At 69.3% G+C, this 21,635-nt stretch carries 20 protein-coding genes; 5 read left to right on the top strand and 15 right to left on the bottom strand.

The genetic code is table 11. From position 1 onward, the window contains the following. Positions 1 to 40: 40 nt before the first annotated feature. Positions 41 to 616, bottom strand: a complete 576-nt coding sequence (locus IMZ11_RS07200) for a TetR/AcrR family transcriptional regulator (protein ID WP_228638820.1) — start codon at positions 614 to 616, stop codon at positions 41 to 43. A gap of 215 nt (positions 617 to 831) precedes the next feature. Between IMZ11_RS07200 and IMZ11_RS07195 the strand changes: the two genes are divergently transcribed. Next, positions 832 to 2,052 carry an amidohydrolase family protein gene (locus IMZ11_RS07195; RefSeq protein WP_228638817.1) on the top strand — a complete coding sequence of 407 codons (1,221 nt, stop codon included), beginning with the start codon at positions 832 to 834 and terminating at the stop codon, positions 2,050 to 2,052. Positions 2,053 to 2,250: 198 nt separating this feature from the next. On the opposite strand, the gene hpaD is transcribed toward IMZ11_RS07195, so the two are convergent. From hpaD to IMZ11_RS07155, 8 genes are read right to left on the bottom strand one after another with little or no spacing between them, the layout of a single operon-like run. Next, the gene (gene hpaD, locus IMZ11_RS07190; RefSeq protein ID WP_228638815.1) at positions 2,251 to 3,324 is read right to left on the bottom strand and encodes a 3,4-dihydroxyphenylacetate 2,3-dioxygenase; all 1,074 of its coding nucleotides are present in this window, start codon (positions 3,322 to 3,324) and stop codon (positions 2,251 to 2,253) included. 14 nt (positions 3,325 to 3,338) lie between these two features. Beyond that, positions 3,339 to 4,862 carry a 5-carboxymethyl-2-hydroxymuconate semialdehyde dehydrogenase gene (gene hpaE, locus IMZ11_RS07185; protein ID WP_228638812.1) on the bottom strand — a complete coding sequence of 508 codons (1,524 nt, stop codon included), beginning with the start codon at positions 4,860 to 4,862 and terminating at the stop codon, positions 3,339 to 3,341. Positions 4,863 to 4,898: 36 nt separating this feature from the next. Then, on the bottom strand, positions 4,899 to 5,582 hold the full coding sequence (locus IMZ11_RS07180) for a GntR family transcriptional regulator (RefSeq protein WP_228638809.1): 684 nt from the start codon (positions 5,580 to 5,582) through the stop codon (positions 4,899 to 4,901). Continuing rightward, entirely contained in the window at positions 5,579 to 7,033 is a 1,455-nt protein-coding gene (locus IMZ11_RS07175; RefSeq protein WP_228638808.1) for a fumarylacetoacetate hydrolase family protein, read from the bottom strand. The genes IMZ11_RS07180 and IMZ11_RS07175 overlap by 4 nt, the downstream gene beginning before the upstream one ends. After that, positions 7,030 to 7,812, bottom strand: coding sequence for an HpcH/HpaI aldolase/citrate lyase family protein (locus IMZ11_RS07170; RefSeq protein WP_228638805.1), 783 nt, complete (start codon positions 7,810 to 7,812; stop codon positions 7,030 to 7,032). Before IMZ11_RS07170 ends, IMZ11_RS07175 begins: the two co-directional genes overlap by 4 nt. Further along, the gene (gene hpaH / locus IMZ11_RS07165) at positions 7,797 to 8,582 is read right to left on the bottom strand and encodes a 2-oxo-hept-4-ene-1,7-dioate hydratase (protein ID WP_228638802.1); all 786 of its coding nucleotides are present in this window, start codon (positions 8,580 to 8,582) and stop codon (positions 7,797 to 7,799) included. The genes IMZ11_RS07170 and hpaH overlap by 16 nt, the downstream gene beginning before the upstream one ends. Before the next feature lie 50 nt (positions 8,583 to 8,632). Next, positions 8,633 to 9,886 (bottom strand): Nramp family divalent metal transporter, encoded by a 1,254-nt coding sequence (locus IMZ11_RS07160; RefSeq protein ID WP_228638799.1) that lies wholly within the window; start codon positions 9,884 to 9,886, stop codon positions 8,633 to 8,635. Further along, on the bottom strand, positions 9,886 to 10,056 hold the full coding sequence (locus IMZ11_RS07155) for a hypothetical protein (protein WP_228638796.1): 171 nt from the start codon (positions 10,054 to 10,056) through the stop codon (positions 9,886 to 9,888). The genes IMZ11_RS07160 and IMZ11_RS07155 overlap by 1 nt, the downstream gene beginning before the upstream one ends. 202 nt (positions 10,057 to 10,258) lie before the next feature. Here IMZ11_RS07155 and IMZ11_RS07150 point away from each other — a divergent pair, with 202 nt between their 5' ends. The 4 genes from IMZ11_RS07150 to IMZ11_RS07135 all read left to right on the top strand — a co-directional run bounded on the left by IMZ11_RS07150 (position 10,259) and on the right by IMZ11_RS07135 (position 13,455). Further along, positions 10,259 to 10,420 (top strand): hypothetical protein, encoded by a 162-nt coding sequence (locus tag IMZ11_RS07150; protein ID WP_228638794.1) that lies wholly within the window; start codon positions 10,259 to 10,261, stop codon positions 10,418 to 10,420. 264 nt (positions 10,421 to 10,684) lie between these two features. Continuing rightward, complete coding sequence (locus tag IMZ11_RS07145) at positions 10,685 to 11,677, top strand: PDR/VanB family oxidoreductase (protein ID WP_228638791.1); 993 nt, start codon at positions 10,685 to 10,687, stop codon at positions 11,675 to 11,677. Then, the gene (locus IMZ11_RS07140) at positions 11,670 to 12,908 is read left to right on the top strand and encodes an aromatic ring-hydroxylating dioxygenase subunit alpha (RefSeq protein ID WP_228638788.1); all 1,239 of its coding nucleotides are present in this window, start codon (positions 11,670 to 11,672) and stop codon (positions 12,906 to 12,908) included. Before IMZ11_RS07145 ends, IMZ11_RS07140 begins: the two co-directional genes overlap by 8 nt. Continuing rightward, positions 12,901 to 13,455, top strand: a complete 555-nt coding sequence (locus IMZ11_RS07135) for a hypothetical protein (RefSeq protein ID WP_228638785.1) — start codon at positions 12,901 to 12,903, stop codon at positions 13,453 to 13,455. The genes IMZ11_RS07140 and IMZ11_RS07135 overlap by 8 nt, the downstream gene beginning before the upstream one ends. Here IMZ11_RS07135 and IMZ11_RS07130 read toward each other — a convergent pair. The 6 genes from IMZ11_RS07130 to IMZ11_RS07105 form a co-directional block, all read right to left on the bottom strand. Then, positions 13,422 to 14,138, bottom strand: a complete 717-nt coding sequence (locus IMZ11_RS07130) for a FadR/GntR family transcriptional regulator (RefSeq protein WP_228638782.1) — start codon at positions 14,136 to 14,138, stop codon at positions 13,422 to 13,424. The genes IMZ11_RS07135 and IMZ11_RS07130 overlap by 34 nt on opposite strands. Positions 14,139 to 14,416: 278 nt before the next feature. Next, complete coding sequence (locus IMZ11_RS07125) at positions 14,417 to 15,520, bottom strand: ABC transporter substrate-binding protein (protein ID WP_228638779.1); 1,104 nt, start codon at positions 15,518 to 15,520, stop codon at positions 14,417 to 14,419. Beyond that, positions 15,517 to 17,277 (bottom strand): iron ABC transporter permease, encoded by a 1,761-nt coding sequence (locus IMZ11_RS07120; protein ID WP_228638776.1) that lies wholly within the window; start codon positions 17,275 to 17,277, stop codon positions 15,517 to 15,519. Before IMZ11_RS07120 ends, IMZ11_RS07125 begins: the two co-directional genes overlap by 4 nt. After that, the gene (locus tag IMZ11_RS07115; protein ID WP_228638774.1) at positions 17,274 to 18,401 is read right to left on the bottom strand and encodes an ABC transporter ATP-binding protein; all 1,128 of its coding nucleotides are present in this window, start codon (positions 18,399 to 18,401) and stop codon (positions 17,274 to 17,276) included. Before IMZ11_RS07115 ends, IMZ11_RS07120 begins: the two co-directional genes overlap by 4 nt. Before the next feature lie 127 nt (positions 18,402 to 18,528). Next, on the bottom strand, positions 18,529 to 19,995 hold the full coding sequence (locus IMZ11_RS07110; RefSeq protein WP_308066761.1) for an aldehyde dehydrogenase family protein: 1,467 nt from the start codon (positions 19,993 to 19,995) through the stop codon (positions 18,529 to 18,531). Beyond that, a complete protein-coding gene (locus tag IMZ11_RS07105) occupies positions 19,992 to 21,629 on the bottom strand; it encodes a thiamine pyrophosphate-dependent enzyme (protein WP_228638773.1) in 1,638 nt (545 codons plus the stop codon). Before IMZ11_RS07105 ends, IMZ11_RS07110 begins: the two co-directional genes overlap by 4 nt. Positions 21,630 to 21,635 lie beyond the last annotated feature (6 nt).

Here is a 21,635-nt window from a genome sequence, read left to right as displayed (position 1 = left end):
AGTCTCAGGGCGCCGCGGATTCTCAGCAGCCGCCCGAGTCTCAGGGGCCGTTCCAGCCTGTTTCCAGGAGGTCGAAGACGGCGTCCATGGCCGTCCGGGGCTCCGGTTCGCCGGCGGCGAGGTCGGGGACCTCGAGGACGTAGCGGGCCAGGGCCCGCACCACCATGTCGCCGGGGTCATGCCCCGAGGCGTCGGCGATGGCCTGGGCGAGCATGTCGTGACAGCGGGTCCAGAGCTTGCGCTGGTAGCCGCGGAGCGCCGGCGTGTTCATGATCAGCTCGGTGGTACGGCGCAGCTCGGGTGAGGGGTCGGTGGTGAACGGGCCGCGGGTGGCCAGGTAGGCGCGCAGGGCCCGCAGGATCGCCTCCCCGGGGGGACGGTTTCGCACCGCGGCGACCAGGCCCTCTGCCCGCTCCACGCCGTCGTCGAAGATCAGGCTTTCCTTGCCGTCGGGGAAGTAGGCGAAGACGGTCGTGACCGCGGTGTCGGCCTCCTCGGCGATCTGCGCGACGGTCACGTTGTCGTAGCCGTGTTCAAGGAACAGGCGCAGCGCGGCCTGGCGCAACGCCTCCCGGGTCTGCATCTTCTTGCGCTCGCGGCGGCCCAACGTCTCCACAGGCGGCAGCCTATCCGGATACAGAACGAGGATGAACATGCAATGGATTCATATCTGTAGTCATTACGACTTCGAAGTCATTACGTATACAGTGAAGCCGAAGCGGGCGTTCGCAGACCCACACGGGAGCCCAACCGCCAGCGCCCCATCGCGATGGGTATCCGTGGTTTCACTTAACGCAACATGGGCTCCGCTCGACAAGACAAGGAGGCGACATGGCTACAGCGATCACCAACGCGCGCGTGTTCGACGGAGAGCGTGTTCTGGGCGAGCAGACCGTCGTGATCGACGGGCAGGTCATCACCCGCATCGGCGGTGACGCGCCGGAGGGAGTGGAGGTGGTGGACGCGCGTGGCGCGACGCTTCTCCCGGGCCTGTTCGACGCGCACGTGCACACCGACGAGGCGTCGCTGGCGCTGGCCCTGCGGTTCGGAGTCACCACCGAACTGGAGATGCAGGGCACCTCGACCAAGCCGCGCAGGGGCCACATCAGCGAGAACGACGCGATGGCAGACGTGCGCTCCGCCGGGTTCGGGATCACCCCGCCGGGCGGACACCCCAGTGAGTTGTTCCCCAAGGACTTCCGTCCCGGCGGCGGTGGCGGCCGACCGGCCGGTGATCCACCGGTGATGCCGTTCTCCGCCACCCCGCAGGAAGCGGTCGCCTTCATCCCCAAGCTGGTCGCATCGGGTTCGGACTACATCAAGTTCATGGTGGACGACGGCTCGATCGAGGGCTGCCCGGGCCTGCCGATGCTCGACCAGGCGACGCTGGACGCCGGGGTCGCCGAGGCGCACCGGCACGGCATGCTCACCGTGGCACACGCCCTGACCGTGGACGCCACGAGAATGTCGATCAAGGCCGGGATCGGCGGGCTGGTCCACCTGTTCATGGATCGCCCACACGACGCCGAGATCATCGATCTCATCGCCGAGTCCGGCGCGTTCGTCGTACCCTGCGTGGTCCTGAACGCCTCCATGATGGGCATCACCGGCGACGCCCTCGCCGATGACGAACGCGTGTCCTCCCGCCTGGACGAGGCGTGGATGACCACGCTGCGCAGCAGCTTCGGGCACTACCCCGAAGGAAAGCTGGAGCACGTGCTGAATTCGGTCAAGGCACTGCACGACGCGGGTGTCGACATCCTGGTCGGCACCGACGCGTCGGTGCCGATGCCGTTCCTGGGCGGCCTGGCCCACGGCGCGAGCGTCCATCACGAACTGCACTATCTCGTCCAGGCGGGCCTCACACCGGTCGAAGCGCTCACCGCGGCGACCGCCACCCCCGCCCGGCGCTTCGGCCTCGACGACCGCGGACGCATCGCCGAGGGTCTGCGCGCCGACCTGGTGCTCGTCGACGGCGATCCCACCACCACGATCTCCGACACCCTCAACACACGAGCCGTCTGGCGCCGCGGCACCCGCCTGACCGCCTGACATCGTCTACGGCACGAGCACGGTCACGTCGCGGTGGCGGCCCAGGTCTCCTGAGCCGCCACCGCGTCGAGAGCGCGTCGGCCGTCCCAGACCCCGGCGTTGACGATCGCCACCGCGTCCACCCACGCTCCCGCGATGAAGAGTCGCTTCGGGACCGGCGCGAGCAGCTCCGCCTCGGCCGCGGCCGTCGTCTGCCGGCTACAACTGTTCGCCGAGCTTGAAGCCGCGCTCGACGTCGCCCACGCGGGTGTAGGAGAAGCCGTCTGCGCCGACCGTCACTGCCATCTCGCTGTTGTGCGTGCGCTCCACGACCGGCACCGGGTTGCCGTCGAGGTCGAGCACCGTCGACGCCTCGGTGTACCAGCTCGGGACGACCGGGTTACCCCACCAGTCGCGACGCTGATTGTCGTGGACGTCCCACGTGACGAGGGGGTTGTCCGGGTCGCCGGTCCAGTAGTCCTGCGTGTAGACCTCCACACGATGGCCATCCGGATCGAGAATGTAGAGGTAGAACGCGTTCGAGACACCGTGACGGCCCGGGCCGCGCTCGATCCGGTCGGAGATGCGCAGAGCGCCCATCTTGTCGCAGATCGCGATGATGTTGTGTTTCTCGTGGGTCGCGAAGGCGACGTGATGCATGCGCGGGCCGTTGCCACCGGTCATCGCGGTGTCGTGCACGGTCGGCTTACGGCGCATCCACGCGGCGTAGACGGTGCCTTCGGCGTCCTCGATATCCTCGGTCACCCGGAAACCGAGATCCACCATGTGCTTCGCCGCACGCGGGACGTCCGGCGTGACCTGGTTGAAATGGTCGAGGCGCACCAGCGCACCCGGGATATGCAGGTCATAGCGCCAGGCGAGGCGCTCGACGTGCTCGACCTCGTAGAAGTACTCGATCGGGAACCCGAGCGGGTCCTGGACCCGGACCGCGTCGCCGATGCCCTTGACGAAGCCCTCCTTGCGGCGCTCAACGCGGCAGCCGAGCTCCGTGTAGAACGCAACCGCCTTGTCGAGCTCCTCGGGAGAGCGAACACGGTAGGCGAACGCGGCGACAGCGGCCACCGGGCCCTGACGCAACACGAGGTTGTGGTGGATGAACTCCTCAAACGTCCGCAGGTAGATCTCGTTCTCGGTCTCCTCGGTGACGACGAGACCGAGCAGGTCGACGTAGAACTCACGCGACTTCTTCAGGTCGGTGACGACCAGCTCCATGTACGCGCACCGGACGATGTCAGGCGCCGGAGCCTTCGGGGTGGGGATGTCCATGGTCATGGTGCTTTCCTCGCTCATTTCTGCGTCGTGAAGGACGTGGCCGCCTCAGGTCCGCGGCCGAAGCGCGGCGTGTGGGCGTCGTTCAGAGTGATGTGCACGGCCTGCTGGTCCGTGTAGAAGTCGATCGACCGGTAGCCGCCCTCATGGCCGAGACCGGAGGCCTTCACGCCGCCGAACGGGGTGCGCAGGTCGCGCACGTTGTTCGAGTTGAGCCAGACCATGCCCGCGTCAACGCCTTGGGAGAACGTATGGGCGCGCTTGAGATCATTCGTCCAGATATATGCCGCAAGGCCGTACTTGACGCCGTTGGCGAGCTTGAGAGCCTCCTCGTCGCCTTCGAACGGGGTGATCGCGACAACCGGGCCGAAGATCTCCTCCTGGAAGATCCGGGCGTCCGGCTGGACGTCGACGAAGACGGTCGGGGCGACGTAGTTGCCCTCGGGGAAGCCCTCCGGGCGGCCTCCGCCCGCAACGAGACGGGCCTCGTTCTTGCCGATCTCGACGTAGCTCATGACCTTGTCGTAGTGCTCGGGGTGCACGAGCGCACCGACCTCGGTCGCGGGGTCGTGCGGGTCGCCGACCACGATGTTCCTCGCGCGCTCGGCATAGCGCTCCACGAACTCGGCGTAGATGGATCGCTCGACGAGGATGCGGCTGCCGGCCGTGCAGCGCTCGCCGTTGAGCGAGAACACCCCGAAAACCGTCGCGTCCAGCGCCGATTCCAGGTCGGCGTCGGCGAAGACCACGGCCGGCGACTTGCCGCCGAGCTCCATGGAGAGGCCCTTGAGGTACGGCGCCGCGTTGCCGAAGATGATCTGCCCGGTGCTGCTCTCGCCGGTGAACGAGATCAGCGGCACGTCGGGGTGCTTCACGAGCGCGTCGCCGGCGTCCTCGCCGAAGCCGTTGACCAGGTTGAAGACACCGTCCGGCACGCCCGCCTCGCGGAAGATCTCCGCCCACAGCGATGCCGACAGGGGGGTGAACTCGGCGGGCTTGAGCACCACGGTGTTGCCGGTGGCCAGCGCCGGGGCGAGCTTCCAGGACTCGAGCATGAACGGGGTGTTCCACGGCGTGATGAGGCCCGCGACGCCCTTGGGCTTGCGGTTCACGTAGTTCATCTGGCGACCGGGCACCTTGTAGGTGTCGTCGCGCTGAGCGACGATCAGGTCCGCGAAGAACCGGAAGTTCTCGGCGGCGCGTTGAGCCTGGCCGAGCGCCTGCGTGATCGGAAGACCGGTGTCCCACGTCTCCAGCGCGGCGAGCCGTTTGTCCTGCGCCTCGACCAGGTCGGCCACCCGGTGCAGCACCCGCGAGCGCTGGCGGGGCGGCAGCTTCGGCCACGTACCCTCGAAGGCCCGCGTCGCCGCGGCCACCGCGAGGTCGATGTCTGCTTTCTTGCCGGCTGCGGCCTTGATGTAGACCTGGTTGGTGACGGGGTTGAGCACGTCGAAGGTGTCGCCGTCGACGCTGTCGACGAACTTTCCGTCGATGAAGTGCTGGATGCGATCCGGCAGGCCGTCGGGGGCGTGCTGACTCATGGTTGCTCCTGGGTCAGTGAGTCGGTGGATTGGGGGTCAGCGGTCGGCGTTGGAAGTGGCATGACGCTGACGGTCGGCCTGGTAGGCCAGCACCGCGTTGAGAGTGCCGAGCCTGTGGTCACGAGCCGCGAGCTCGATGGTCAGTGGTGTCTGCCCGGCCTCGAGCAGCCGTAGGAGCGCCTCGTGCTCGTCGACGGACTCCTGCGCGCGACCGGGCACGAAGCCGAAGACGGAGTCACGGAGCACGGCCAGCCGCTTCCAGCCGCGGTGGACGAGGTCGACGATGTGCGGGTTGGGGCACTCCTCGAAGAGCACCGTGTGAAAGGCGAGGTTGAGCTCAGTGAACCGCTGCGGGTCGAAGTCCTTCAGGGACTCGGCCATCTGGTCGTTGATCGCTCGAGCCCGGGCGACATGGTCGCCGGTGATGCGGGGTGCCGACAGCGCGGTCGCGGCGCCCTCCACCAGGGCGAGCGTCTGCATCGTGTGCAGGTACTCCTGCTCCTGAATGAAGGCGACCTGGGCGCCGACGTTTCGTTCGAAGGTCACCAGGCCCTCCGCCTCGAGCAGGCGTATCGCCTCGCGCACCGGAACCGTGCTGACGCCGAGCTGCCTCGCGAGGACATCGAGGACCAGGCGGTACCCGGGCGAGAACTGCCGGGTCTCGATCCGTTCGCGGATCCAGTCGTAGGCGATCTGAGACTTGCTCCTGGTCTGGGTCACGACTGTTCCTCCCGCCAGATCCGATACCGCTGACGCCACTCGGCGTTGAGGGGGAAGAGGCCGTCGACGGGATGGCCCTCCGCCACCCGCGCGGCGACCCACGCGTCCTCGGCCTCCTGGTCGGCGGCTCCGGTGGCGACCTGTTCGACGAGCTGCCGCGGGATGACGACGACTCCGTCGTCGTCGCCGACTACGACATCACCGGGCACCACGGTGGTACCTCCGCAGGTGATCGTGGCGTCGACCTCCCACGGGACGTGCCGCCTCCCGAGCACGGAGGGATGAGCGGCCTGGGCGAACGTCGGAATGCCGATGGCGGCGACGGCGGCCGAGTCACGCGCGGCCCCGTCCGTGACGATCCCAGCGGCACCCAGCGTCTTCGCGCGCAGAGCGAGAACGTCGCCGACGGTGCCGGCGGTCGCGTCGCCGCGGGCCTCGATCACCAGCACCTCGCCCTCTGTGAGCGAGTCGAAGGCCTGCTTCTGAGCGTTGAAGCCGCCGCCGTGCGACTCGAACAGATCTGGTCGGTGCGCGACGAAGCGCAAGGTCCGCGCGATCCCGACCATCTTCGTCCCGGGCACCAGCGGGTGGACGCCGTCGATCGAAGAGTGCGGATAGCCGAGCTTGCGCAGTTGCGCGCTGATCGTCGCCACGGCGGCCGACGAGAGCTTGTCGCGCAGTTCATGGGTCAGGACGAACGGTGCCGGCACGGTGACACCTGCTGTCTCGGCGTCGCCCCATGCCTCGACGCGCTGCAGGTCGTCGACATGGGGCTTCGCGCCGTACTCGGCGAACGGCGTCGTCCCCTCGACCACCCTGGTGACCAGACGGCCGGTGCTGGGCGCACCGGGGGCGGTCGGCGCGTCGACCTCGACCTCCACCACGTCGCCCGGGACCGCGACGGAGGAGCCGGCCGGCGTACCGGTCAGGATGACGTCGCCGGGCTCAAGGGTGATCAGTTGCGACAGGTCGGCCACGAGCGTCCCGAACGGGAAGACCAGATCCGCGGTCGTGTCGTCCTGCTTGAGTACGCCGTTGACCCAGGTACGGACGCGCAGGGCCGTGGGGTCGACCAACGCTGCCGGGATCACCTCGGGACCCAGCGGGGTGAACCCGTCTCCCCCCTTGTTGCGAAGGTTCGACCCCTTGTCGACATGGCGGAGGTCGTAGACGCCCCAGTCGTTGGCGGCGGTGATCCCCGAGATCGACGCCCACCCCTCCTCGGGAGTGACCCGCCGCGCCCGGGTGCCCACGATCAACGCGACCTCACCCTCGTACGCCAGGAGCTCCGTGCCGGCCGGACGCTCGATGACGTCGCCGCTCGCGGCCATCGACGAGACCGGCTTGAGGAAGAACGACGGGTACGCCGGGGTTCGCCCGCGCTGCGCGATGCGGGACGGGTAGTTCAGGTGCAGGGCGATGATCTTGCCGGGCCGTTCGATCGTGCTCACGAAGTCTCCCCGATGAACTCGGCGGCGAGCCTCTCGCTCCCGCGGGCGAGCAGTTGGACGTCGGCGCCGACGAGGATGAAGTCGGCGCCGGCGGTGAGGTAGCGCTGGGCGAGCGCCGGTGCGAAGGAGTTGAGGCCGACCTTGACGCCCGCCGCTGCGGCGACCCTGAGGCAGTGCTCGACCGCGGCCACCACCTCGGGATGGTCCTGCTCGCCGAGCACCCCCATCGAGGCCGCCAGGTCGGAGGGTCCGATGAAGACCCCGTCGACTCCGGGCGTGGAGACGATGGCTTCGACGTTCCCGACCGCCTCGGCGGACTCGATCTGGAGATAGAGCGAAATGGTCTCGCGTGCGGTGCGCAGATAGTCGGGGACCCGGTTCCAGCGAGAGCCGCGCGCCAACGCGCTGCCCACTCCCCGAATGCCGCGCGGCGGGTACTCGACCGCGCTCACCATCGCCGCGGCCTGTTCCGCGGTGTCGACCATCGGGATCAGGAGGTTCTGCACGCCCAGGTCGAGGTACTGCTTGATGACGACGGGGTCGCCGACCGGAGGGCGCACGAGCGGGGTCACGGGGTAACCGTGGACGGCCTGCAGCTGGGCGAGCAGGGACTCCAGGCCGTTGGGGCTGTGCTCGGCGTCGACCAGCAGCCAGTCGAGCCCGCTGCCGGCGCAGATCTCGGCGACCAGCGGACTGCCGCTGCATACCCACATGCCGATCAGTGGTCGGCGGGCCGCGGCGAGCGCCTCGCGGAAGGTCGGATCTACTCGAAGCGACACGTGATCGCCCCCAGGTCGCCGTAGTCCGCGTGGACGGTGTCGCCGCGCTCCACCCACATCGGACGGGTGAACGAACCGGCCAGGATGATCTCACCGGCCTCAAGCGTGGTCCCGTGCTGAGCGAGCTTGTTGGCGAGCCAGGCCACACCCGTGGCGGGGTGGTTGAGCACGCCCGCGGCGACCCCGGTCTCCTCGATGGTCTGGTTCTTGTAGAGCAGGGCGCTCACCCAGCGCAGGTCGACCGCGTCGACCGCGACAGGGCGCCCGCCGACGACCATCGCGCCCATCGCCGCGTTGTCGCTGATCGTGTCGACGATGGTCCGGCCCCGCAGCTCGATGTGGGAGTTGAGAATCTCCAAGGCGGGGACGACATACTTGGTGGCGTCGAGCACGTCGAACAAGGTGCAGGCAGGGCCGGCGAGCGGCTTGTCCAGCACGAAGGCCAGCTCGACCTCGACGCGCACGTTGGAGTAGTTGTCGAACGGCACCACGGAACCGTTCTCGAAGACCATGTCATCGAAGATCACCCCGTAGTCGGGCTCGCTGATCCCGATGGCGGCCTGCATCACCTTGGAGGTCAAGCCGATCTTGTGGCCGACGGTCGTGCGGCCCGCCTCGACCCGGCGCCTCGCCCAGAGCGCCTGGACGGCGTAGGCGTCCTCGATCTCCATCCCGGGGTTGCGGGCGGACAGGAGCGGCACCACGCTCCGCTCGCGGTCGGCGGCGAGCAGCTCATCGGCGATCTGCTCGATCTGTTCTTGCTGAAGCACTGTTACGCTCCGTGATAATTGGATCTGATTGCATACATTGCGTGATTCGCCTATGTGGCGACCATGAGGATCAGGACGACGTTCAGCACGGCGATGGCCACGCAGACCGCCGTACTCACGACACGTAGAGCGGGGCTGTTGGCGAACTCCCCCATGAGGCGACGCCGGCTCGTGTACCAGACGAGCGGCACAAGCACGAACGGGATTCCTACCGAGAGCACCACCTGAGTGAGGACGAGGGCCCATGTCGGATCGACGCCGAGCCCAAGCACGATCAGAGCAGGGACAAGGGTCGCGAGCCGTCGCACGAGGAGGGGCACCCGGACGTGGAGAAGGCCGTCCATGACCGCCGCTCCCGCATGGCTTCCCACGGAGGTGGACGCCAACCCGGAGGCAAGCAGACCGACTCCGAAGATGAGACCCGGGACGACTCCGAGATGAGCGGTGATGGCGCGGGCGGCCCCCTGGATCGTGTCGACACCGGCCGCGTCCGGCAGAGCCGCTGCCGCGAGTAGCAGCATGGCGACATTGACGCCGCCGGCGACGACGAGAGCGGCCACGACGTCGCAGCCCGTGACCGTCAGCAGTCGCCGCGTACGTCGCGGATCGTCGCGGAAGCCATGACGATCGCGCACCAGGCCCGAGTGGAGGTAAACCGCATGTGGCATGACGGTCGCGCCGATCATCCCGGCGGCCAGTAGAACCGTAGGCGCCCCATCCAGACGGGGGATCAGGCCGCCGGCCGCACTGGACCAGTTCACGGGGCTCACCAGCAAGCCGCCGGCGAATCCGATTGTGATCACCGCGAGCAGGCCGACGATGAGTATCTCGAAAGCCCGCTGGCCACGCCGGGAGTGGAATTCGAGCAAGGCCATCGAGAGCACGCCGACGAGGATGCCGCCCACCAGAAGGGGCAAACCCAGCAGAATCTCAAGGGCGATCGCACCACCGATCACCTCCGCGAGATCAGTGGCAACCATGGTGACCTCGGCCTGCGCCCAATAGAGCAGCCGCGCCGGTCGTGGCAGGCGGTCGCCGAGAATCTCGGGGAGCGTGCGCCCCGTGACCAGTCCCAGCTTCGCGGACAGATACTGGACGAGGACCGCCATGGCGTTCGCGAGGACGAGGACCCACACCAGCAGATAGCCGTACTCCGCCCCGGCGGACAGGTTCGCGGCGACGTTACCGGGATCGACATACGCGATCGCGGCGACGAAGGCAGGGCCAAGCAGCCGCAGCAGCTGACGCTCTGGTCGAGGGGTGACGGGAGTTCGGATGTCGGCGACCAGGGGCTCGGCAGTCATCAGGTGAGCTCTGTCGCGGCCGGCCGGGCAGAGATCCGTTCGTCCGCCGCCGGCGGACCGACGCTCGCGGTCAGGTCGGCGTCGCGATCGCCGGGATCCGCCGGCGTGAGGAAGGCGCCCGCGCTCTCGCCGGTCATGCGCGGCGTGCGCGGAACTTTGCGGGCCGCCACGCGTCCTGTACCGGCATCGGCACGCGGCCGGTCCGCGAGTGTCCAACCCGCTGCCGTTGTGCCGTGGGCCACGCGTGCTACCTCCCCCATGCCAGTTGGCGCGGCGCAGGCCGCAGCCGCTGCGATCGATCGTCAGGAAACGTATACGATCCGGCATCAGAATGGAACCCATTAAACCTATTCAATACATCCAATACCCTCGATGCCGCCCGTCGGTGCCGGGAAGGCGCCCTCCATCGGCTCGATGGGCGGCGAGACGGCCCGACCGTGGCGACGCCGCGAGGGTGAGGAGAGCGGCATGACGGGGACACGGGAGCAGGGTGAGCCGACCTCGGCGCGGGAGTCGGCGCCGGAAGCCGCCTGACTTCAAGCGGCTCTTCGGGCGGTCGCGCGCACGGGGCGCCTCCCCCAGGGTCACATGATTCAGACCTATTAAACATGTCTAATATGCACTACTGTGGCCGCTGCCACGTCACCTTGTGGGGGGTGCCGCTGCCTTGAACTGGAAGGTCAGGATGAATCAAAGTGCCATCGAAGCGCCCGGCGGGTTCTCCGCTGTCGGACTCGAGACGAGCGTGATGGGGCCGCCCGCCGATCTCCATGGGCTCTTCGTTCGTGAGCCGCTTCGATGACGGTGACGCAGCTCGACCCACCGCTGGAGACCGGCGCGAAAGCGCAGACGTACCTCGCGCTACGGGTCGTCACGCTGCACTGGGAAGCGGCAGGAATCGTGTCCGTCATACTCGGCTCGGACGACGGCGCGGCTCTTCCGGCGTGGACGCCGGGCGCTCACGTCGACGTCGAACTGGCGCCGACCCTGGTCCGGCAGTACTCCCTCAGCGGTGATCCCGCTGACCGTTCGTCCTACCGGATCACCGTCGCTCTCGAGCAGGCCGGCCGCGGTGGGTCGAAGCACGTCCACGAGCGGCTGCGGGTCGGCGAGATCCTGAAGGTGAGCGCGCCACGCAGCACGTTTCCCTTCGTCGACGCCCCGCGGTATGTCTTCCTCGCCGGTGGCATCGGCATCACTCCGTTCCTCCCGATGACGCGGCGTGCCACTGCCGAGGGGAGGCCGTGGGATCTGTATCTCGCCGTCCGTTCACGCCATGCCGTCCCGTTGCGTGACGAGCTCGGCGACGGCGGCGGCACCGGGACCGTTCATGTGTTCGCCTCGGACGAGGGAAAGCGCCTCAACCTGCGCGATGCCGTCGCGGGAGCGCACCCGTCGGCGGCCATCTACTGCTGCGGTCCCGAGCGGATGCTGGTCGAGGTGGAGCAGCACGCCCGCGACCTCGGGCGCGAGGTCAGAGTGGAGCGCTTCCAGGCCAAGCCGTTGAGTGAGCCGTTGCGCCAAGGGACCTTCGTGGTGCGTTGCGCGCGCTCGCAGCAGTCGGTCACGGTCGAACCCGACCAGAGCATTCTCGACGCCCTGGCGAGTGCCGGCGTCGATGTCCCGTCTTCTTGCCGCGAAGGCGTCTGCGGGACCTGCGAGCTCGCCGTGCTCCACGGCGCGGTCGACCACCGTGACTCCATCCTCACCGACGCGGAGAAGCAAGCAAACGAAACGATGATGGTCTGCGTCTCGCGGGCCCTGACCGAGGAGTTGGAACTCGATGTCTGACACGACGACGACCCACGCCACCGAAGCCGCACTCGACACGGGGACCGCCTACGGGCTGAAGCTCGGCGCACCGCTGAACGAGCTCGCCCAGGTCGGCCCCGGCACGCCGTACGGAGAGGTGATGCGCCGGTACTGGCATCCGATCTCGAAGGTCGAGAAGGTCACTACCACCCCGCGCCGCGTCAAGGTCCTGGGCGAGGAGCTCATCCTCTTCCGCACCGGCCGTGGCGAGCCCGCCCTCCTGCATCCGCGATGCATCCACCGCGGCGCCTCGCTCTACTACGGAGGGGTGGAAGAGGACGGCATCCGCTGCTGCTATCACGGCTGGGTCTTCGATCCGACGGGCCACTGCTTGGAGCAGCCATGCGAGCCCGACCTCGGCCAGCACCGCGACAAGGTCCGTCAACCCTGGTACCCGGTGCAGGAGCGCTACGGACTGGTGTGGGCCTACATGGGGCCGGCGGACAAGAAGCCCGTCCTGCCCCGGTACGACGTCTTCGAGACCATCCCCGAGGGGCAGCATCTCATCGTCAACGACGCCGGCGTCGGCGGTGGTGGGCCGGAGGTGCTGGACTTCAACTGGCTGCAGCACTGGGAGAACGTGATGGACCCCTTCCACGTGCCGATCCTGCACGCGCGGTTCAGCGGCGAGCAGTTCACCCCGGAGATGGCCGTGATACCTGAGGTCACGTTCGAGTACACACCGGTCGGGGTCCGCTCGACACAGATCAGAAAGCTCGACGACAAGCGGGCGCTACGCCGGCGAACCGAGGTGATGTTCCCCAACCTCCGTGTCGTGCCCAGCCCCCGGCTCACGCCGGGCCAGACCAACCTGATCGGGTGGGTCGTGCCCGAGGACGACACCACCTTCCGCATCTTCACCCTCGCGCTCCACGAGGACCCCGACTTCCTGGTCAAGCTGCGCTCCACCTTCGGCGGCAAGCCGTGGGCCGAACTCAACGAGGAGGAGCACCGGCGCATGCCCGGTGACTACGAGGCGCAGAAGAGCCAGGGACCGATCTCCCTGCACTCCGAGGACCACCTCACCACCACTGACCAGGGTGTGGCGATGCTGCGCCGGATGATGGCCAAGCAGGTCCGTGCCGTCGCCGCCGGCAATGACCCGGTCGGCGTGATCCGCGACCCCGCCGACGAGGTCGTCAGCATCACCGGCGGCAACTTCTTCCTCACGCACGAAGAAGCGCTGGCGGAGGGACTCGTGGATGCTTAGCTCTGTCGCGCTCTTGGCCAAGTACACGCCGGCGGCTGTCACGTCCGGGACACCGCTGGCCGTGCTCGGCGTCGACGGCGTCGTCGTCCTCGATGGCGAGGCGCATGTCCCGGCTCGGCTCGAACATCTCTCGGCACGAGGAAAGTGGGTGCGCGACCTCCAGGTACCCGATGGCACCCGCGAGGCCGTCGCCCACCTCGCACAGCGATACAGCATCGTCTGGGCTTCCGAGTGGGGACCGAACGCTCACCTCGCGCTGGCCGACATTCTCGACCTCCCCGCCACCCCGTGGCCCTACCTGCCGTTGCAGTTCAACAAGCTCGCCGCTATCCGGCAGTACGCCGACGGTCGCCCCTGGGTGTGGATCGATGACCCCGTCGTCGACCTGGACCCGCTGCCCGACGATCCAGGCGGTGTCATCGTCCGGGTCGACCCCTCCAAGGGCCTGGTGGGACTCGATCTTTCGGCGATCGACGAGGCGGTCTTCCGTGCGGCGTTTCGAAGCGCGTCTTCTCAGGGAGCCTCGACGACGCAGAAGTCGTCGTAGACGGTCTGGTGACGTCGGACGGCGTCCGCGGTGGCGCTTCGATCTCCCGCCATGATCGCGGTGACCAACTCCTCATGGATCTCGAGCCGGACCGAGGAATTGGGCGGGATGCCGTCATCGGCGACATAGAAGTCGTCGTGTGACTCCACGTACGCCAGCAGATTGAGATAGACCGTCTTCAGGACGGGGTTGGGCACGATCTCCGCGATCCGGCGGTGCAGCTGCCAGTTGGCCCGCAGGCCGGCGACCCGGTCACTCCATGTCGCGCGGAGCTGTTCGAGCATCCGGCTGAGGTCCTCGGCGTCAGCCGCGGACCGATGCTCGGCGGCCGCCTGTGCGACGGCAGGCTCCAGCGCGTCGATCACCCGGACGCAGTCGATCGCGGTACTCGTCACATCCTGGAGGTTCAGGAATCCGTTAGCGATCACGGCCTGCGCCGTTCTCTGGGCGATGAAGACTCCACCCTGGGGACCGGTGCGGGTCGTGATCATTCCCTTGGCCTCCAGGACACGCACCACCTCGGCGATGGTCGTCGGCGCCACCCCGAATCTACTGGCGAGCTCCGCGCGAGTGCCGAGTCTGCTGCCCACCCGGAGCCGTCCCTCGGTGATGCCGTCTTCGATCTCGGACGCAACAGCGTCAACGGCTGAGCGCCGACGTGGAACAGCTCGTGAAACAGACATGGTGAATCCATTATCTCAGGCCAGTGGCGTTCAAGCGGCCGACACAAGACCGACAAGCCTCATCTCTTGACCGTCAGCCGAGCGCGGACCCAACCACGGGGGCGCCCGAGTGGCTGAGCGACGAGGGCGGCTTGAGGGAGGAGGAGGGGGCCTCGGGCAGGCGGCCCCCTCCTCCTCCCTGCTCCGCTAGCTGAGGCGCACCGCGATGATCTTCGACGGCGCGGGTCCCGACGGATGCCTCACGGGAGTTGTTCCTTGGCGCGGTTCGGCGGCGCGGCTCAGCCCTTGGGGGAGCCGAAGACGTCCTTGAACTTGGCGGTCATGGGGTCCCAGAGGGAGGTGATCTCCTCCGGGCCGGGGATGTCGAGCAGCTTCACCTGGTCCAGCGGCACCAGCCCCTGGACCGCGGGAGCGCCGGGCATGGTGGGCAGCGCGTTGATCCCGGCGAACGCCTGCTGCGCCTCCGCGGTGAACAGCCAGTTCATGAGCAGCTCGGTGGCCTCGGGGGCCGCGCCGTCCTTGAGCGCGGCGAAGTAGGTCGGGGTCGAGACGTTCCCGTCCTCCAGGGGGAAGGCGAACCCGATCGGCGCGCCCTTCGTCTTCGACGGGAAGTAGAAGTCCGACAACGTGGTCAGCAGGATGTCGAACTCGCCCCGGGCCACGGCCTGGTCGGCGATCTCCAGCGACGACTTGAACGTGACGTCCTGCGCCTTCAGCCGGTCCAGCCAGGCGTCGTCGATCGCGTGCCCGCCGTACAACCGGATGAGCGTGCCGGAGGTGGCGCTGGGCGTGGTGGCGTCGCCCGCCACGATCCGGCCCTTCCACTTGGGGTCGAGCAGGTCGGCCCACTTCTTGGGCACGTCGGCGCCGGTGACCTTCTCGGAGTTGTACTCGATGCCCCAGACCGTGGTGGTCGGCGCGTAGAAGACGCCGGAGTCCTCGCGGTAGGCCGGGTCGAGCGTCGCCGCTGCCGGCAGATCGAGCGTCCTGAGCATGTCCTTGCGCTGGAAGTCGGGACCGCCGAGCAGGCTGCCGACATGCTTGCCGGATGAGCGTTCGGTGGAGAGCTTGGTCGACAGCTCGGGACCGTTGATCGCCAGGCCCTTGGTGGTGATCCCGGGGAAGCGCTTCTCGAACGCCTCCCACACCTTCTGGTACTGCTCCCAGCCCTGCATGTACGCGACGATCTTGGTGTCGCCGCCGTCCGTGGCCTTGGTGTAGAGGTCCTTCAGGTGGGCGGCCGTGGACGCGTCCACCTTCAGGGGCGTGAGGTCGAGCTGGTCGGCTCCGACGGTGGTGCCCGCGGATCCGCCGCAGGCGGCCGTCAGCGCGAGCGCGCCCGCGACGGCCATGGCGGAGGCCGCCCTGAACAGGTGCTTCATCGGTTCTCCTTGAGGCGCCGGCCCACGGCGCGGGCCAGCAGAGCGAGTACGGCGAGCGCTCCCCAAACGGCGAGCAGCAATCCGAACAGGGCGGCCGCGGTGGCGGTGTCCCCCGATCGGTTCAGGTTCAGGACCTCGATCGCCACGGTGTCGACGTCAGGCGAGGCCAGAAGGAGCGGGACGGCGAGGTTGCCGGAGATGAGGATGGCGGCGACCAACCAGCCGTACCCGAAGCTGGGGATGAGCAGGCGCAGGATCAGGCCGAGGAAGGCGCGCACGCGACCGGCTCCGGAGACCCTGGCGGCCTCCTCGAATTCCGGCGGGATCTGCGCGACCGACCCCTCGGCCGTACGCACCGCGACCGGGACGGCGGCGATGACCAGGCCGATCAGCATGATCCAGACGGTGGCGTAGAGCTGGTTCAGCCCGGGGACCGCGAGGAACGACCACATGATCCCCATGCCGAGCACGATCCCGGGCACCGTGACGGTCACCCATAGGGCGCCCCCGATGTAACGGCTGACCAGACCGGGCCGCGTCCTGATCACCCAGGCGAGCACGACGCACAGGAACATGGTCACGAACCCGCCGAAGAAGGCCAGGCCGAAGGTGGTGACGATCGCGTTGATCGTGTCCGGGTCGTCGAGCACCCTGCGGTAGTTGTCGAGCGTCCAGTTGTCGTAGAGCCCGAAGAAGGACTGGAAACTGCCGATGTAGAGCTGGACCAGCGGCAGCACCAGGGCGAGCAGCGCGTGCAGCGCGATCATCGCCGTGCCCAGCCAGCGCACCGGGCCGAGCGACCACCGTTCCGTACGGTAGGACTTGCCGCTCATCGTGGTGTACCGCCGCCTGCCCAGCACCCTGGACTGCACCGCGATCAGCACCACGATGATCGCCATGAGCACCAGCGCGAGGCTGCTGGCCTCGGCGTACCGGCCACCGGCGTCACCGCTGATGTAGCGGTAGATCTCGGTGGAGAACACCCGGATCCCCGCGGGAAGCCCGATGATCTGGGGGAAGTCGAACGCCTCCAGGAAGCTCACGAACGCCATCAGCAGCGCCCCCAGCAGGGCCGGGGCGAGCAGCGGCACGTGCACCCGGAAGAACGTGCGGACCTTCCCCATACCGGAGACCAGCGACGCCTCCTCCAGTGACCGGTCCATGGCCAGGAACGGCGCGAGGATCAGGAAGTAGTTGAACCCCACCGCCTTGAGCACGCACACGAAGACCAGACCGGGCCACGACGTGATGTCGACCGGCCCCTGATCCGCCCCGGTCACCGCCATGATCACCTGGTTGACGAGCCCCACCCGCGGGTTGCCGAGCATGTCCCAGGAGATCGCGAAGAACAGGTTCGGGCTGACCATGGTGAGCAGCATCAGCGGCGTCACCAGCCCGCGCAGCGGCACGTCGGTACGCGCGACCATCCAGGCGAAGACCGCCGCGATCAGCATCGAAAGTATCGACACGACGCCCGCGAGCAGGACCGACTGGCCGAGCACCGCGAGCGTGCCGGAATCGGAGAGCGTCTCCACAAAGGGGCCGGCCGTCCAGGTCCCGCCTGGATCGCTGATCAGCCCGTCGTGGAAGGCCGCCACGGCGATCATCGCCACCGGCCACACGAACAGCACCGTGCAGAGCACCGCCAGCGCCCACGCGCCCGGCCCGATCTGCCGCGCCCGCGCGACCAGTCGGCCGGGGAGACGGCCAGGGAAACGCCGCCCCACCCCGGGGTGCGGCGGCGCGCCGGCGGTCACGCGGCCACCCCCGCCGGGACTCCGGCCCGGCCGAGCACCACGGCGTGCGCGGCGGTCAGGGCGACCGCGACCCGCTCACCCACGCCGGGGACCCCGGCGCCGTCGTCGACGTGCCCGTGGGACACGGTGAGCGGCAGCCCCTCCGCGTCCACCGTCAGTTCGGTCCGTCCGCCGAGGTAGACGGCGTCACGGACCACGGCCCGGCGTACGCCGGGCTCCTCGCCCGCGGCCCCTTCCGGGACAAGCCGCACATGCGCGGCCCGGACGGCGATCTCGACGGCGGAGCCCGACCGGCCGGGGGGCGGCCCGGCGACCCGCAGGGGCGGCCCTCCGGGAGCCGGATGGAAGGCGAACCCGGTGTCGTCGGCCTCCCCCACGGTCCCGTCGAGGAGGTTCTCGAACCCCATGAAGTCCGCGACGAACCGGTTGGCCGGTCGGGTGTAGACCTCCCGGGGTGTGCCCTGCTGCTGCACCGCGGCCTCGCTCATCACCACGACCCGGTCCGAGAGCGCCATCGCCTCTTCCTGGTCGTGCGTGACGTAGACGGCCGTGGTGCCGATCTCCCGCTGGAGCCGGCGGATCGCGGTGCGCATGCCGACCCTCAGCTTGGCGTCGAGGTTCGAGAGCGGCTCGTCGAAGAGCATGAGCCGGGGGTGCGCGGCCATCGCCCTGGCGAGCGCGATCCGCTGCTGCTGTCCGCCGGACAGCTCGCCCGGGTAGCGCCCGGCGCGGTCGGCCAGACCGACCGCCTCCAGCATCTCGGCCACCCTGGCCCTGCGCTCGGCCGCGCCCATGCGGGCCGCGCGAAGCGGGTAGCCGACGTTGGCGCCGGCCGTCAGGTGCGGCCAGAGCGCGTAGCTCTGGAACACCATGCCGACCCGGCGCCGCTCCGGCGGCACGCATACGCCGCGCGCGGCCGAGTAGACGGTGTCGCCTCCGATGGTGATCTCACCCTCGGTCGGCGTCTCCAGGCCGGCGAGGCAGCGCAGCGTGGTCGTCTTGCCACAGCCGCTGGGGCCGAGCAGCGTCAGGAACTCACCGTCGGGGATCGCCAGCTCGACGTCCCGGACCGCGGTGAAGTCTCCGAAGCGCTTCACCAGCCCGCTGATCCGGACTTCCGCCATGCCCGCTCCACTCAACCAAATAGATGCCAATTTCGTGATGTCGCGGCCCAGTGGGAGAACCGCGGTACGGCCCGTCACATGACCCGCGACGCGCCGGGGTGCGGCCGGTGATGCGGCCGCCGACGTCTCAGGCGACGCCTCGGGCCATGCCTTCGGGCAGCCCGACCACGCTCTTGACCTCGAGGAACTCCTCGATGCCGTAGCGTCCGCACTCGCGGCCGACGCCCGACCGCTTGTAGCCGCCGAAGGGCGCCGCCACGTTGAGCCCCGCGCCGTTGACGCTCACCATCCCGGTACGCAGGCGACGGGCGACCGCCAGCGCCCTGGCCGGGTCGGCCGACCACACCCCGCCGGACAACCCGTACTCGGAGTCGTTGGCGATGGCGACGGCCTCGTCCTCGGTGGCGTAGCTCATGATCGACAGCACCGGGCCGAAGATCTCCTCACGCGCGATCGTCATCTCGGGGCGTACCCCCGAGAAGATCGTCGGCGTGACGTAGGCGCCCGGTCCCTCTATCGGGGTGCCGCCCACGAGGAGCCGCGCCCCCTCCGCGATCCCGGCCGAGATGTAGTCCTGGACGACCCGCTGCTGGCGCCGCGACGCCTGCGGGCCGAGCCTGGTGGCGGGATCGGACGGCGGGCCGGGAACCCAGCCGGACGCGGCCGAGACCGCGAGCCGTTCCACCTCCTCCAGCAGGTGCTCGGGGACGAGCAGCCGGGTCAGCGCGGCGCAGATCTGCCCCGCGTTCGCGAAGCACCCGCCGACCGCCTGCGGGACGACGGACGCCAGGTCCGCGTCGTCGAGCACGATGCCGGCCGACTTGCCGCCGAGTTCCAGCGTCACCTTCTTGATCGTGCGGGCGGCCAGTTCGGCCACCCGCGCTCCGGCCCGGACGGATCCGGTCAGCGTGACGACGTCGACCAGCGGATGCGCCACGAGCGCCTCCCCGGTGACCGGCCCGTCGCCCGGCACGAGGTTGAACACGCCAGGGGGCGCCCCGGCGGCCTGGACGATCTCGGCGAAGACGTAGGCGTCCAGCGGCGTCAGCTCGCTCGGCTTGAGGACCACCGTGCACCCGGCCACGAGAGCCGCGCCCACCTTGAGCGCGATCTGGTGCAGCGGGAAGTTCCACGGGGTGATCGCGGCGACGACGCCGGCGGGCTCACGCAGGACCAGGGCGCCGCCGACGGACTCCTCGGCGGCGTACTCACGCCCGGCCTTGACGATCTCGTCGAGGTCGGCCAGCGCCACGCCGAGCTGCGCCTGCCTGGCGAAGGTGATGGGCGTACCCATCTGGAGGGTGAGCAGCCCGGCCAGCTCCTCGCGCCGCTCCTCGACTCCCGCCCTGATCCGCTCGACCAGCGCGGCCCGCTCCGCCATCGGCACCTGGGACCAGCTCGGGAACGCCGCCGCGGCGGCGCGTACGGCGGCGTCGACGTCCTCGGCCGAGGCGATCGGGACCCGTCCGGCCACCTGGCCGGTGGCCGGATCGACCACGTCGAGCGTGTGGGGAGTGGCCAGGGCGTCGGAGGCGTCGTCGCCGCGCGGGGCGATCCACGCGCCGCCGATCAGCAGGTCGTCACGCTGGATCACGGTGCCTCCAGGGGTGCGGGGCGCGGGACGCCCTCGTGGATCAGGTGCCAGGGGCCGGGGAACTCCCCGACGGGTGCCTCGACGAGCACCGGCTCGCCCGCGGTGAGCGCCTCCTTCAGCACCACCTCGAGCTCCTCGGGGCCGTTCGCGCGGGCCGCGGCGATGCCGAAGGAATCGGCGAGCTTGGCGTAGTCGGGGTTGACCAGGTCGGTGGCGAAGTAGCGGGCGCCGAAGCGGTTCTTCTGGATGCGCCGCACGTTGCCGAAGAAGCCGTCGTTGAAGACCACCGTCACCGTGGCCAGGCCGTACTTCTTCGCCGTGGAGAGCTCCTGGAGCGTCCAGGAGAAGCCGCCGTCGCCGGTGATGGAGACGACCGGCCGGTCCGGGTCCGCCGCCTTCGCGCCGAGCGCGGTGGCGAAGCCGTACCCCAGGGTGCCCTGGTAGCCGGGGGTGAGGTAGGTGCGCGGCCGGTAGACGGGAAAGCAGGTGTTGGCGGCGTAGCCGATCTGGGTCAGCTCGCTGACCAGGACCCCGTCGTCCGGGAGCGCGGTGCGGATCGCCCGGAGGTAGGCCCGCTGCGGGGCGATGTCGGCGTACTGCTCCTCCAGCCAGGCCCGCGCGGCGTCGAGCTCGGCCGTGCGGGACTCGCGGGCCACCCCGCGCAGCTCCTCGGCCAGCGCCGCGAGCGCGAGGCGCGCGTCGCCGTGCACCGCGAGGTCGGGCGTACGCGGCTCGCCCAGGTCGGCGGCCTCGGCGTTGATCAGGACCAGCCGGGCGCCGGCCGTGTTCACCTGCTCGCTGAAGGCGGTCACGAAGCGGGTGCCGACGGCGAGCACGACGTCGGCGTGCTCGCGCAGCCGGCGGAACGCCAGCGCGTCGAACGCGAGCGGGTGCCTGGCGGAGATCGCGCCGCGGCCGTTCTCGCTCACCACGACAGGTGCGTGGAGGATCTCCGCCAGCTCGCGCAGCTCCTCCGACGCGTCGGCGGCGATCACACCGCCGCCCGCGTAGATCACCGGCCGCTGGGAGCCGCGCAGCAGCTCGGCGACGGCGTCGATCAGCTTCCGGTCGGGTACAGCGGGCGCGTGCGGAGCCGCACCGGGGATCTCGACGTCGGCGGTCGCGCCGAGCACGTCCGGCGGGATCTCCAGGCCGACCGGGCGGGTCCGGCCGGAGCGCAGCTCGGCGAAGGCGCGGTGGACCATGCCGGGGATGTCCTCCGGCCTGGTCGCGAGCCCGCTCCACTTGGTGAGCGAGCGCAGGATGCCGCTCTGGTCAGGGATCTCGTGCAGCGCGCCGAGCCCCCTGCCGATCGCCCCCGAGTCGATCTGCCCGCTGATGTAGAGCAGCGGCGAGGAGCAGGCGTACGCCGTGGCGAGGCCGGCCAGGCCGTTCAGCATGCCCGGTCCAGGCACCACCATCGAGACGCCGGGCCGCCCGGTGGAGCGGGCGTAGCCGTCGGCCATGTAGGAGGCGGCCTGCTCATTGCGCGCGCAGGTGAAGGCGATCTTGTCGGCCGCGTGGTAGAGCGCGTCCGCGGCGTGGTCGAGTTGCACGCCGGGGATGCCGAATATCTGGCTGACGCCGTTGGCCGCCAGGGAACGGGCGAGAGCCTCGCCGCCCGTCATGTTCATGGGTCT

This window comes from Microtetraspora sp. AC03309, from assembly GCF_020826795.1.
GTDB lineage: Bacteria > Actinomycetota > Actinomycetes > Streptosporangiales > Streptosporangiaceae > Microtetraspora > Microtetraspora glauca.
The sequence above is the reverse complement of the archived record's forward strand: the minus strand, read 5'-3'. Positions and strand labels throughout refer to the sequence as shown.